12 protein-coding genes are annotated in these 13,277 nt (G+C 68.2%); 8 read left to right on the forward strand and 4 right to left on the reverse strand.

From position 1 onward, the window contains the following. Positions 1 to 2: 2 nt before the first annotated feature. The 5 genes from NS6_RS18580 (at position 3) to NS6_RS18600 (ending at position 5,602) form a co-directional block, all read left to right on the forward strand. Positions 3 to 2,522 (forward strand): type IV secretory system conjugative DNA transfer family protein, encoded by a 2,520-nt coding sequence (locus NS6_RS18580; RefSeq protein WP_068043510.1) that lies wholly within the window; start codon positions 3 to 5, stop codon positions 2,520 to 2,522. 73 nt (positions 2,523 to 2,595) lie between these two features. Beyond that, positions 2,596 to 3,594 carry a replication-relaxation family protein gene (locus NS6_RS36250; RefSeq protein ID WP_068043512.1) on the forward strand — a complete coding sequence of 333 codons (999 nt, stop codon included), beginning with the start codon at positions 2,596 to 2,598 and terminating at the stop codon, positions 3,592 to 3,594. Then, on the forward strand, positions 3,594 to 4,586 hold the full coding sequence (locus NS6_RS18590; protein ID WP_068043514.1) for a C40 family peptidase: 993 nt from the start codon (positions 3,594 to 3,596) through the stop codon (positions 4,584 to 4,586). The genes NS6_RS36250 and NS6_RS18590 overlap by 1 nt, the downstream gene beginning before the upstream one ends. Before the next feature lie 46 nt (positions 4,587 to 4,632). After that, a complete protein-coding gene (locus NS6_RS18595) occupies positions 4,633 to 4,863 on the forward strand; it encodes a hypothetical protein (RefSeq protein WP_068043516.1) in 231 nt (76 codons plus the stop codon). 103 nt (positions 4,864 to 4,966) lie between these two features. Then, on the forward strand, positions 4,967 to 5,602 hold the full coding sequence (locus NS6_RS18600) for an HNH endonuclease (protein ID WP_084471187.1): 636 nt from the start codon (positions 4,967 to 4,969) through the stop codon (positions 5,600 to 5,602). A 318-nt stretch (positions 5,603 to 5,920) separates the two neighbouring features. Here the strand turns inward: NS6_RS18600 and NS6_RS18605 are convergent, their stop codons facing one another. Continuing rightward, on the reverse strand, positions 5,921 to 6,313 hold the full coding sequence (locus tag NS6_RS18605) for a hypothetical protein (RefSeq protein WP_068043520.1): 393 nt from the start codon (positions 6,311 to 6,313) through the stop codon (positions 5,921 to 5,923). A gap of 517 nt (positions 6,314 to 6,830) precedes the next feature. On the opposite strand from NS6_RS18605, the gene NS6_RS18610 reads away from it, so the two are divergent. From NS6_RS18610 to NS6_RS34830, 3 genes are all read left to right on the forward strand, one after another. Then, a complete protein-coding gene (locus NS6_RS18610; RefSeq protein WP_068043522.1) occupies positions 6,831 to 7,502 on the forward strand; it encodes a hypothetical protein in 672 nt (223 codons plus the stop codon). Positions 7,503 to 7,784: 282 nt separating this feature from the next. Then, entirely contained in the window at positions 7,785 to 9,230 is a 1,446-nt protein-coding gene (locus NS6_RS18615; RefSeq protein WP_068043524.1) for a cutinase family protein, read from the forward strand. 403 nt (positions 9,231 to 9,633) lie between these two features. Then, on the forward strand, positions 9,634 to 9,786 hold the full coding sequence (locus NS6_RS34830) for a hypothetical protein (protein WP_157112827.1): 153 nt from the start codon (positions 9,634 to 9,636) through the stop codon (positions 9,784 to 9,786). A gap of 132 nt (positions 9,787 to 9,918) precedes the next feature. Here the strand turns inward: NS6_RS34830 and NS6_RS18620 are convergent, their stop codons facing one another. The 3 genes from NS6_RS18620 to NS6_RS18630 form a co-directional block, all read right to left on the reverse strand. Beyond that, complete coding sequence (locus tag NS6_RS18620; protein WP_068043527.1) at positions 9,919 to 10,836, reverse strand: hypothetical protein; 918 nt, start codon at positions 10,834 to 10,836, stop codon at positions 9,919 to 9,921. 93 nt (positions 10,837 to 10,929) lie between these two features. Then, positions 10,930 to 11,451: a hypothetical protein gene (locus NS6_RS18625; protein ID WP_068043529.1), complete on the reverse strand. Its 522-nt coding sequence runs from the start codon at positions 11,449 to 11,451 to the stop codon at positions 10,930 to 10,932. Between the two features lie 101 nt (positions 11,452 to 11,552). Beyond that, complete coding sequence (locus NS6_RS18630) at positions 11,553 to 13,253, reverse strand: VWA domain-containing protein (protein WP_068043531.1); 1,701 nt, start codon at positions 13,251 to 13,253, stop codon at positions 11,553 to 11,555. Positions 13,254 to 13,277: the final 24 nt, after the last annotated feature.

A 13,277-nucleotide genomic window follows, 5' to 3' on the forward strand; every position in this document is an offset into this window, starting at 1 on the left:
CCATGTCGAGCCTGCTGTTCTCGGCGTCCCAGGACGAACTGGGCAGGTTCCTGCTCGACCCTGCCGCGACGCTGCGCGATCTCCTCGGCACCGCTATATCGGTGGTGACCGGTCCGGCCGCGGTCACCGGCGTCCTTCTGGCCGCGGTGGTGCTCGCGCTGGCACGGGTGCTCACCGGTGTGCGCCGGCGCCGGCTGGGTGCCGGCGCCCGCCAGGTCACCGTCCTCACCCCACCCGAGGTCGATCCCAAGGGCGCGGCAGCGTTGTGGGCGCATCTGACCGGGCAACTGCGCCCAGCCTGGCGGCGCATGGTGTTCGGGCAACCGCACCTCGGGTTCGAATACACGGTGACCCCGGAAGCCGGTGTCGCCATCCGGATCTGGGTACCCGGACAGGTTCCGCCGGGACTGGTGGAGCGGGCGGTGGCCTCGGCATGGCCGGGCGCGCACACCCGCACCAGTCACGCCACCACCGACCCTCTCCCCCTCCCCGGCCCCAAGGTCCGGAGAATGCTCTCGGGCGGTGAACTCCGGTTGGGGCGCCGGGAAGTGCTGCCGATCCGTACCGACTATGGAAATGGCGATCTCGTCCGCGATCTCATTTCCGCCGCCGACGACCTCACCCCGGGCCAGGCCGCCTGCGTACAAGTGCTAGCGCGGCCGGTCACCGGCCGACGCGTGCGCCGCGGCACCCGCACCCGCAGCGGAACGGCGGCGTGGCCGGTGCCACTGCTGCGCGAGATTCTGGATCTCCTCACCCCGGGCCCGGTCCGCCGCTCTGGGCGAACCCGCGCCGCCGCTGCGACACAGGTCAAAGACCCTCAGGCGGCCATGCAGGACAACACCGAGCACCGTGCTGCCGCTGACAAAGCCCGGGGCGCGCACTGGGAAAGCGTCATCCGCTACGCCGTCACCGTCCCTGTGCCCGAGACCGGTGACCGGGGCGCGGCGCGGGCTTTTGCGCGGGGGCGGGCGGATGCGCTGGCAGTGGTATTCGGGTCCTGTACCGACCACAACTACTATCGGCACCGCAGACACCGCAGACTCGGCTCGGCGCTTGCGCGCAGGCGACTGGGCCGTGGGGATCTGCTCTCGGTCCCGGAACTCGCCGCGGTTGCGCACCTTCCGCACGATCCGGCGATCCCGGGTGTTCAGCGGGCAGGTGCCCGCGCTATTGCTCCGACACCGGAGATCCCGGTCGCGGGCACCTACGCGAAATCTCTTGGGCTCTCGGATGCTCCGGGTGGGCGGTCGGTTGCGGTGCGGGTCGCCGATGCCCGCCACCATCTGCACGTACTGGGCCCGACCGGCGTCGGGAAATCCACCTTGCTCGCCCAGTTGATCCTCGACGAGGCCGACCAAGACCGCGGCGTGGTCGTCGTCGACCCCAAAGGCGACCTCATCACCGATATCCTCGCCCGCTTGCCTCAGCGCTGCGCGGATCGGGTGGTGTTGTTCGATGCCGATTCCCGCAGTCAGCCACCGTGTTTGAATCCCCTCGACACCCCCGCGGATCGTGCGGGCACCGACCTGGTGGTCGACAACCTGGCCACGATCTTTCACCGCACCTTCGCCCAATGGTGGGGCCCGCGCACCGACGACGTACTGCGGGCCAGCCTGCTCACCCTGTGCCGCCAACCCGGGGTCGCGACCCTCACCGACCTCCCCCGGCTGTTGACCGAACCGGCGTTCCGGGCCCGGGTCACCCGCGCCACCGCCGACCCGGTGCTGCGCGGGTTCTGGTCCTCATATGAGGAATTGACCGATTCCGCCCGCAACCAGGTCATCGGACCGCTACTGAACAAGCTGCGGCACTTCCTGTTCCGGCAATTCGTCCGCAACGCTCTCGCCGCCGGCCCCTCGACGGTCGATTTGGGCGAAGTGCTCGATCAGGGTGGAATCTGCCTGGCTCGGATACCGAAAGGCTCCCTCGGCGAAGACACCAGCCGACTCATGGGATCGCTGCTGGTGGCCCGCACCTGGCAGGCCACCACCGCCCGCGTCGGCACCCACCCCGACCAGCGCGCGGATGCCACCCTCGCTCTCGACGAAGCCCACAATTTCTTGAACCTGGCCACTCCGTTGGAGGACATGCTCGCCGAAGCCCGCGGCCTGCGCCTGTCGCTGGTCCTCGCGCACCAGAACCTCGGCCAGCTGCCCTCGGATATGCGGGCCGCGGTCTCGGCGAACGCCCGCAACAAGGTCATCTTCACCGCCTCCCCAGAAGACGCTCGTGACCTGGCCCGCCACACCAGCCCCTGGTTGTCCGAGCACGACCTGACCCACCTCGACGCCTACCACGCCGCGGCCCGGGTTCTGGTCCGCGGCCAGCAGGCACCACCGTTCACGCTCACCACGAAACCTCTGCCCCCAGCGGTGCCGGGCCGTGCCCGCGAGATCCGTGCCGCCGCGCGGGCACGCCTCGCCACACCACCACCGTCGGCGCCGGCTGCCGAACCAGGACCGGGTCTCGCCACACCCCGCACTCGGTCGGCGAGCGCCAGCGATCCCCGCCGTTCCTAACGCTCGCCGCCACGCAAACGGCAGTAATCGCTTTGGCCAGCACCGTTGCTCGACATTTCGGAGGTCGGTTCACATGATCAATCGCCCGCTGCGCCAGTCCGACCTGCGAGCCCCCCGGCCCGGCCGGGCACCGGCTACCGACCATGCCCGGCTGGTCGTGCGACTCACCACCCGAGATCGGTGGATCCTGCGGATGCTGCACGAGCACCGGGTCCTGACCACCCTCCAACTCGCGGCGCTGGGATTCCCCACCTACGCCAAGGCACGCAGCCGCCTCCTGACGCTGTACCGCTACAGGGTCCTCGACCGGTTCCGGCCCTTGCGTACCCGCGGCAGCGCCCCCGTGCACTGGGTCCTCGCCCCGGCCGGGGCCGCTGTGCTGGCCGCCGAAGCCGGTGTCGAGGTCCGTGACCTGCACTACCGCCACGAACAGGCCATGGGCATCGCCCACAGCCTGCACCTGGCCCACACCGTCGGCGTCAACGAATGGTTCACCGCCCTCACCACCGCACCAGGCGGCGGGCGGGTGCTGGCGTGGTGGTCGGAAACCCGCTGCCGCCGCCTCTGGGGCGACCTTGTACGCCCGGACGCCTACGGCCGCTACACCCACCCCGACACGGTGCTGGATTTCTTCCTCGAATACGACCTCGGCACCATCACCCTGTCCACAGTGGCGAACAAACTAGCCGGCTACGCCGAACTCGCCCGCTCCACCGGCATCATCACCCCCGTCCTGCTGTGGGTGCCCACCACCCGCCGCGAGACCACCGCCCGGCCCGCACTGCTCGACACCTGGCGCACGCTACCCGACCCCGCAGCAGTGCCGGTGGCAACTGCCGCCGCCGACCTCCTCGACCCCACCGCCCCACATCCCAGCCCCGCCGACCGGGTATGGCTGGCACTCGACGACACCAGCGGCGGACGTGTTGCGCTGCACCGGCTCCCGGCCGCGTGGCCATATCTCCTCTCGGCACCGGCATCCACCGGCACGCCGGGCGCGCCCGCCGACGACGGCCCCACAGTGCTGCCTGCACCTGCGCCCCATCCGCCCAGCGTCGAGGGAGAACGGTGATGTTCGCCAAGGCACTCGGGGCGGGCGCGGCGGCGGTCGTGTTCTGCTCGGTCGTCATCGCCGCAGTCGTGGCCACCGTCGCTGTCTTCGACCACACTCCCACCCCGGGACCGGGTACTGCGCCGAGTACCGAAGCGCTCACCGATATCCCACCGGAGATGTTGGTGCTCTACCAGCAAGGCGCCGGCTCGTGTCCCGGCCTGGACTGGTCGATCCTCGCCGCGATCGGCAAGGTCGAAACCGACCACGGCCGTTCACCACTACCAGGTGTGGCTTCCGGGGAGAACTTCGCCGGAGCAGGCGGGCCGATGCAGTTCCTCGCCCCGACCTTCGACTCCGTCGTCGCCCGCCATCCACTACCACCGGGCGGAGCGACGCCGCCCTCGCGGTACGACCCCCACGATGCCATCCATGCCGCCGCCCACTACCTGTGCGACTCCGGGGCACCCGCCGACCTGTATGCGGCGATCTTCGCCTACAACCACGCCGACTGGTACGTCCGTGACGTCCTCGCTCAAGCCGACCGCTACTCCACCCACGCCACCACACCACCGCCCGGCAGCGGCGACTGCACCGACATCCGGGCCGCGAACCCCACCACCGCGACGGTGATCTCGTTCGCCTGCCAGCAACTTGGCCAACCCTATGTCTGGGGCGGCAACGGACCCGAACAATCCGGCGGATGGGACTGTTCCGGCCTCACCCAAGCCGCCTACGCCAAAGCCGGCATCACGATCCCGCGCACCACCTATGACCAAGTCCACACCGGTCCCCGCATCCCGGAAGACCAGCTCCAGCCTGGTGATCTCTTGTTCTACGGCACTGCCTCCGACGTCCACCACGTCAGCCTCTACCTAGGCGCAGGGAAAATGCTGCACGCACCGACCTTCGGTCAGCCCGTGCAGATTTCGGACTACCGCTGGCCCGGCGACGACTACTACGCGGCAACCCGGCCCGCCGCCCTGGCCCCAGCACCCGACCCGCAACTGTAGACCCGCTGCCGTGCGCGGAGCGTCACGTTTCGAAGGGAGATCGCGAATGAAGCCACCGGAAACCGTCAGAGCCCTGGTCGACTTCGCCAACATCCCACCCGACAGCACCGAACTCGTCCATCACATCGAAGAAGTCGACATCCCCCTCGCCGACCCCCGCCAATGCACCCACCACGACACTCTCTGTGCCCACTGCGCCCACACCTGGACCTCCCAGCACCTGTTCACCGAATCCCTGCCCTGGGGCAAGCAATATCGCAACACCACCGATCCGTGACCACACGGTACCCAGCAGACATCGCGATACCAGCGACGCGATGACCGACGCGAGCACAAATATCCGAGCCCGACTCACCCAGCTTGCAACATAAGATCATTTGATGCCCGAAGGAAGACCGGAAATATCCGCCGAACTCAGGCGCTCTGTTCTCGTCGAGGCCGGCCACCGATGCGCCATCCCGACATGCCGCCAGACACCAGTCGAACTGGCCCATATAACGCCATGGGCAAAGGTCAAGCAGCACACTTTCATCAATCTCATCGCGCTATGCCCCACCTGTCACACGCGATTCGACCATGGTGACATCGACCGCAAAGCGATGCTCCAGTATAAGGCGAATCTCGACATTCTAAACTATCGGTACACGGACCTCGAACGACAGCTCCTCAGGGCATTTATACGTAGGTGGAATGACACAAAGAAGTGGGTACAAAGCCTCATTGACGATAACGACCCCTGGCTTCCCCAGGAGTGGTTAGAAGACGGCTGGAGTCCGGAGCGGATAACACTTCAGGACCAGGAAAGTATGATCCAGGGCGGTAGGATCCGTATCTATGAACCGATGACGTGGGCATTTACGAACCTTCTCGACGATGGACTCATAGAATTCCGGGATACCTTTCGCAGCAAGGTACTTTCTGAACAGGAGTCACGGTTGAACTCCAAGCAGGTCGAGCTAACCGAGAAGGGGTGCGAATTTATTCTTCACTGGATGGCCGCACAACCACTGGATTAGCGGATGAACTGAAAAGCCCCATGCGTGCGGCTTGTTGAACGCCACTCCTGTTGCGACAGGATTGCTTTCACGGCCAGTCAACTCCCCGTTGTAGGGCCACCAACCGGGAGTTGACTGGCTGCTGACAACAGAATCGCCACACCAATCGCAACGAGCATCCCTGGTCGTATCACCGGCCGTCCGAGGATTACCAACACGGGTGAATCAGATCTACAGGGCAGAGGTAGCCGCCATGGCTCGGATGATGCACTCCGTATGAGCGACCCGCGGTCTCCCGAAAAAAGGGGGAGACCGCGGGTCAGGAGGTGGACCGTGGTGTTATTCAGCGGAGGCAGCTCGGGCGGCGTGGGCGGCGGCGGAAGGGTTGGTGAAGATGCGGCCGTCGGGCAGCATCAATCCACCGCAGGCGGTGATTACCGCCGTGACGTCGAACTCGGGACTGGCGACTCGATCGCCCACCTTCACCCGTCCCGCCCCGATCAGCTCCGCCACAGTGACCCGCCGGACACGCTCGAAGGGGAACGGCTCGTCGAATTCGTAGTCCAGCTGCCACGACGGAGCGCACCCAGTACAGATCGAGCCGTCACGGTGGTTGCACTCATCGGCTGAAGTCACCTGGAATACAACTTCTCTGACCCGGTGAACGAATTCGCCGGTGCCGAAAACAGTGTACGACTCGTCCAGACGCGCGATGAGAACAGTGGTATCCATCAGAAACACTCCAAGAATTCGGGCCGTATTAGGGCGAGGTCGGGGCCACCCTCACTGATTGGTCAGGAAACCTTCGAACCGCAGGCACACCATGTTTCGGGCCGCTGTCGTGCGGCCGGACATATCGAAAAGCGCATTGTCAGTGGACATGACTCGTCTCCGGATATCAGTGGTGAGTGAACCGTGTGCGATGTCCCGGCCGGGGCAGGTCGCCTCCACGTTCGGCGTGAATACCGAAACGCAGGGGTTTCCGCACCAATGAACGCTCGATGGCCGCCCGTTTGTCAACCCCGCATCCGAGACACGAGAAAACAGTTCCCCGCGCGAATATTCACCGATTCCACACATCGGCCACACCGCCATGGCTGCTTATCTCCGATTCCGCTTGACAATTCACCCCGTATCGAGCGTCCATGGATACCGGCGCCCAACGAATCCAATATTTTCCGGGGTGCCGTCCCGGCCGGGACATGACGAAACATCACCACCAGCCACCACTTTCCTTGGAGGACCAGTCATGTCCAATTCCACGACGGAATATGCCCGCACCGCTGTCGAAGACGCCCTCTGGGCGGTCATCGGCACCGAACCCACACCCGCCACCGAGCTGGCCATCGCCGCCGGTATCAGCCAGTCGAAAACTCGGAAACTGCTCAACCAGTGGGCCACCGACGGCACCGTCACCCGCCACACCAACGACACCAACCCCCGCTCCGCCGCCCGCTGGGCACTGCCCACCGAAACCCACGACAGCACCGAACCCGAACCCGAACCCTCCGGCTCGGGACAGCCGCCCGAACACGACAGCACCTCGGATACAGGCGACGCCGACACCGAACCTGCGACCGAGACCGCCCCGTCCGAACCAATCGCCGAAACCGATACCGACTCCGACACCGGCGCTTGCGCCGAAACCGGTGTGGGGCAGCAACCGCCGGGACAGGCCGACGGCGAGCAGGCACCGGAGGTGAGCAAACTCGCTCCTGGGGCGCTGCGGGGGCTGGTAGAGGATCACCTGCGTGATCACCCCGGGCAGGAGTTCTCGCCGCATCAGATCGGCAAGGCCCTCGGCGGACGTTCGTCCGGCGCCGTCTACAACGCCCTGCTCCGGCTGGTCGGTACCGGGGTCGCACAGATGACCACCGAACGACCCAAGAAGTTCATGCTCGCCCAGCCCGCACAGCCCTGACCCACACAGCCTCTTCACCCGGGAGCCGCGCACCCCCTTGCCGAGGGTGTGCGGCTCCCGTCTTCGGCTCCAGGCCAAGAGAATCCATGCCCCTCTTTCCGTACTCGCCTCGCTCCAGCGGGGCTCCCGAGCCGCCCAGCGCGGTGTCCGGCAACTCGTGTGGCGTGGTCGGCGGGGTTTGCCGACCACTCGTGTCCAAAAGGCGTCGCAAAACCCGGAGTCCCCGGTACGGCGACACCACCTGCCCGCACGACCGGACACGACACCCGCTGGGAGCCCTTCATGTTCAACCACCGACACACACCCCGACGTGCCCCCATACGCCGTCATGGCACGGCAACAAATCCGCGGATCGCGCGGCTGGTAGCGGCAGCCGCCACCGTCGCGATCGGCGCCGCCACCCTCACAACCACCACCGGGGTGGCCAGCGCTGAACCCACCGATACCAGCACCTGTCCCCGCTGGACCGCGGTCCTGGTGCCCGGCACTGGGGAAACCACCCCCGGCGCGGACCCGGGCGCGGCGGTGGGGATGCTGGCGCCGATCGGTGACGGCCTACGCACCCGCTACGGCGCCGATATCGACGTGCGGTCCCTGCCGTACGCCGCCGCACCCGCGCCGTATCAGCAGTCGGAATCCGGTGGCGTGCAGGCATTATCCGGGGCACTGGCCGGGCTGTGCCCGACCACGCAGGTGGTGTTGGCCGGGTACTCCCAAGGCGCGGACATCGTCGGCGATGTGCTCGCAGGGATCGGGCACGGCCGCGGCCCGATCCCCGACTCACGGGTCCTTGCCGCCGGGCTGTTGTCGGACCCGAACCGCGACCCGCGCACACCACAGCTCAGCCAACCGGTGTACGGGCAGGGAATCGCCGGTCCGCGCGAGGACTTCGGCAGCCTCGCCGACCGTATCCGTACCGTATGTGCGGCCGGCGACCTCTACTGCGCCACCTCCCCGGAAACCTCGCCCGCCCTCGCGGCGGTCGGGCGTGCGTTCACCGGCAACACCGCACTGCTCGACGATCCCGCCGCCGCGAGTTCATCTGGCGTGCTGGATCCGGCGTCGGTAGCACGGCAGGTGATCCTCGTGCTCGGCGGGCTGGCCGAGTTCACCGCGAACCTTCCCTCGATCGGTGACAACGTCGCCCGGCTCCCCCACGCCGTGCTCGCCGGTGACATTCCCGGCGCGCATTGGATCAGCGGCGAGCTCAACAACCTGTTCAACCCGCTGGTCCAGGTTGCCGACGAGGTCGACCTGCGCCTGGTGGCGCGGGCGCTGTCGCTGGCCGCTGCTGCCGACCCCAGTGGTTGGACCGCCGTGGCCGCGCAAGTCGTCGATATCGTCGCCCGGGTCGATATCGGCCGAATCGCCACGAATATCGGCCTCGCCCAAGAGGTTGCCTGGCGGGCCGTGGACCGACTCGCCGCCGGCGATCCCGTCGGCGCCGGCCTCGAGCTGACCGGACTCGCCCCGGTAGCGACCGATCTCGCGGCAACCGCCGCATCAGCGCTCGTCGGTGACGGAGCCGGCCAGCTCACCGGACTCGCCGCCGATCTCACCGCCCGCACCGACCCCGCCACCAGCGCCGCGCTGTCGGATATGGCCGACCTCGCCCGCCAAGGCGGCGACGCCGCGGAGTTCTTCACCTCGGGTGTGCACCAGACCGGCTACGACCAGGGCGTCCGCGATGTCCTCGACTGGCTCGCCAGCCGGATCGATAACACCTGAAACCTCGACAACCCGACCGGCGAACTGGGGCTCGGCGACATCGTGTCGCCGAGCCCTTTTCGCTGCTCAGAAGGATGCCGGGCAGTCACAAAACTCACCACAACAGCCTTGCCGGAGGTTACCCACCAGCGAGATACTGGAGACTGCGTAGAGGGCAGATCACCCGGAGAGTCGGGACGGGCAGTCGCCACCGGCTCCTCGCGCAGGGCGCAGCGGTGTATTCGGGGGGACGTTCCTTGAACAGGGTAGCCGGAAGTTCGTTGCACTGGCCTCCGTGCCGATGTTTCCCTCCGACTACCACGAGTCCGCTACCGGCCGGAATAGTCCACGCAGCGGACCGAAGCCATACCTCGTCCCGAGACCCGTATCGGGGCGGTGTTCACACTCGTAAGGAGGTTGGGCCATGGGTAGTAGGGAATGGATGGATCGTGAATCGGCCGACCGGATCGGCGCCGCGGCCGAACGGGACCCGTCCTCGCCGACGGCAACGTCGGGTTTCGCCGACCGCGCCGATGCCGCCGCCCATCGCAACCAGGACGATAACGAGGACGACTGAACCTCCGATGGCCGAAGTGTTGGGGCCGCCCTGATGGGGCGGCCCCAACACTGTCGTGGGCAGGTGTTGCGGCGACCGGCCGCAGTGGCCACGGCCCGCCGTCGGCGAACTCGGGCGCCGCAGGGTGGAGGCCTACGGTGTTGCGGCGGACTCGGCCGAGAGTATTTCGAACGGGTCGCTGTCGAGCAGGATCAGTGCGCGCCCGTTGTCCCAGTCGACAAAGATCTGCCCGGCATACCGCGCGCCGAACCCGGTAACGGTTCCGGTAGCGCCGAGGTCGAGAGGGGCCGGGTCGCCGGGTAGCAGACCGGTGATGCGGACCCGATCTCCGACACGGGGGGTGCGCGTCGGTGGATTCTCGTACTCGGGCGCCCCGGGCCGGTGTGTCGGGTCGTGGCCTGTTTCGCGCCGGTGGATCCTGTATTCGTCGGTGGCCAGGAACGTGAACGGGTAGCGGCGGGTGCTCGGGTTCCCATCCCAGAGGGTGATCGGATGCTGGGCGGGGACATCGCACCACCAGGTGCCGTCGTCGAAGGCGATATCGAGGTGGTCTTCACGCCCGGTCACCGCGTGTACCCGTTTGCCATGATCGAGTCGCTGCCCCGCGCGCAGCGTGTGTGCCGCAACGATGCCCGGTGGCTGGGTTGCCGATGTCATGGCTGCTGTGAGGTCGAGGCGGAAGAGACCGGGTTCGTGCGGTCGCGAACCAGTGAGGGCGGTGTCGGCGGTGGCGCGGATATCGCTGGCGTAGAAGGTGATATCAAGAGTGAGGTCGTGATCGTCGATCGGGTTGCCGTGACGGTCGCGGAGCCCCGAGACGCTGAGTCCGCCGTAGGGCTCCCAGTCCAGAAGCACAGTAGCGATGGCAGGGTTGCGGGCGCCGACCTCGGCGGCGATCAGTTCCAGGACGCTCTCGGTGATGCGCTGTTCGCGTACCGGTCCGAACGGCAGCGCGAACGCGGTGGTCAGCCGGACCCGCGCCGCGTCGGCGGCGCGACATACGGACTGGGCTGTGGTGATGGTGGCTGGCGTGGGGTCGGGGTGGTTCATTGTTCTGTCTCTCCTTCGGATGTGGTGGTGACCACCAGGGGCTCGGTATCGGGCAGGGCCGGTGTCCGATACCGGGGCCGGGCGCTGGTGGTGTCAGGGGTGGGCGTCGCCCCACAGGGCGGGCAGCCGCCCGCCGGTGGACAGGTGGGCGTCGAGGGCGGCCATGGTGTCGGCGGCCTCGGCGCTCAGCGCTTCGAGCTGGTCGTGGTGGTCGGCGCACGCACTGGGGTCCTCGGTCCCGTCCGGGCGGGTGGTGTAGGTGTTGCGCTCTTCGTGGATGCGGTACTGGAGGTCGCGGAACCGGGCGAGTGCCTGGTCCGGGTCCACCGCCGCCGGGGTGACCGGCAGGAGTCGGGCGTCGATGGCGGGGATGTGACCGGCGGCAGTGGCATCGGCGCGTAGGTCGGTGAGCTCGGTGAATGCGGAGTCCACGTCACGGGCGCCGAACTCCATCGGTTCGCTGGTGTCGGGTAGGTCGCCGTCGCGCAGGGCGGCGGCCATGGCCCCCAACCGGCGGGCGAGATCGGCGGCGCGGTCGGCGGTCTCGTATTGCTGCCGGTGCAGCAGTTCGGTGGTGTGGTCGGTGTCCAGGTTTTCGCGGGTGTTGCTGGTCATGCTGTTGCTCCTGGGTGCCGTTCGTTGGCTGCGGGGTTCGGTCTGGCGGGTAGTTGCTGCCCCGGGGGCGCGGGGTGCCGCGCCCCCGGGGCGGTGTGGGGTCAGGCGGTCCTGACGGCGGCGGTGGCGGCGCGTCCGATGGCCTGGGCGGTGGTGGCGGGGTTGCTGATCAGGTGCACGGTCGCCCCGTCCAGGGGGTTGGGTGCGCGGCCGGTGTCGGGTGCCAGCCACAGGACCGCGCATCCGGCGGCGTGCAATCGGTTGAGGTGTTTCTGGGCGTGGTCGCGGTTGGTGCCGGTGTAGTAGCCGTCGGAGATGATCACCAGCAGGCGCGTGTTCTGCGGCCGTGACAGTTCGAGGGCGCCGTCGAGGGTCTCGATTGCCTGGTCGATGGCGTGCAGGTAGTCGGGACAGGAGAACTGGGTGACCCGCGCGGGGGCGGTGCCGGGGTAGGTGATCGGTTTCACCGAGGCCCCGAAGGTGACAGTGGCGGTCGCGGCGGGCATGGTGGCCAGTTCGGCGGCGCGGGCGATGATCCACGCGGCCGAGGCCACCGGCCCGGCGAAGTCATCCATGGACCCGGATACGTCGCAGGCAATCCCGACCCGCAGCGGCGGCACCGGCACCGATTTGCGGGTCGTGCGGGTGAACGGTTCGGCCGTCGGGATGGCCCCGGCCGCACGTTGAGCTTCCCGGGCCAGCGCGCCGCGCATCCGCAACCGGCCCGGTGGCAGCGCCGAGGTGGTTTTCACGATGGCGCGCTCCCGGCGGGCCGCCGTGTTCAACGCGCGTGCCAACACGCGGGCGGCGGCGTGTTCGTCGGCCTGCGGGGCGCGGCTTTTGCGGGAACTGGCCGTGCGGCCCAACCCGCTACCGTCACCGAAAACGGCCCGCGCCTGGGCCGCCGCGTGACGTGCAACGCGTTCGGCCTCCCGCTCGGCGGTGGCGGCGGCGTCGGCCGGATCGACCGGAACCGGCTGTGCGGCCACCGCAGCCGCCACGTTGGCGACCGTAGCGCCGACAGCGGCCGACAACACCGAGTTCGGGGCCGGGTCGGCGTGCGGGTCCGGCCCCACAATGTCGAGCCACCGATGCCCGAGTTCCATCATCGTCGCCGTGTCGTCGTCGGCGACGGTGTGGGCCTGCCGCCAAATAGCGCGCAGTTGGTCGAGGGTGTCGGTGCCGAGAATGGACTCGATCACCTGCGCAACCGGCGCGGTTTCGGCCGGTTCGAGGATGCCGCCGTCCACCCGTCCGAGGATCAGGGCGGCATTGTGGGCAGCCGAGTACGGGGTCGGGGGAATCGCTGTAGCGGCATCGGTGCCTCCGTTGTCACCGATCACGATCTCGGTCGCGCTGGCGCGCAACCAGTGCCGATCATCGGGGCGGCGCCGAATTTGGGCGGCCTCGATCCGGGACTCCTCCAGCAGCATGGCGGCCTCGACCACGGCGGGGTTCGCCACGGTAGGGGGTTCCCACCGTGAGTGTTGGGCGTGGGCGCATTCGTGCACGAACGCACCCCACGTGGCGGCGTAGCGGGCGCGGTCGCTGGTGCGGTCCGGCCGCACGGTGGCCGGGTCGATGCCGAGGAGGGTGCCGTCGAGTTCGATCGCGGCCCGGTGCGGCATGAACACCGCCGGGTGCCCGTGCGCCGCGCCGGGGGCGATGGTGACGACGAGGTCGTCACGGTCGGCGATCGGCGGGGCCTCCTCGGTCAGTGCGGCGGACAGGGCATCCCAACCGTCCAGGGTTGGGGCCGGGGTGGGTGTGGTGGTGGGGTCGGTGATCAGGTGGCCGGTCATCGCAGGCGGGTTCCTTCCGGGGTG

This window comes from Nocardia speluncae NBRC 108251 (assembly GCF_001613245.1).
Lineage (GTDB): Bacteria > Actinomycetota > Actinomycetes > Mycobacteriales > Mycobacteriaceae > Nocardia > Nocardia speluncae.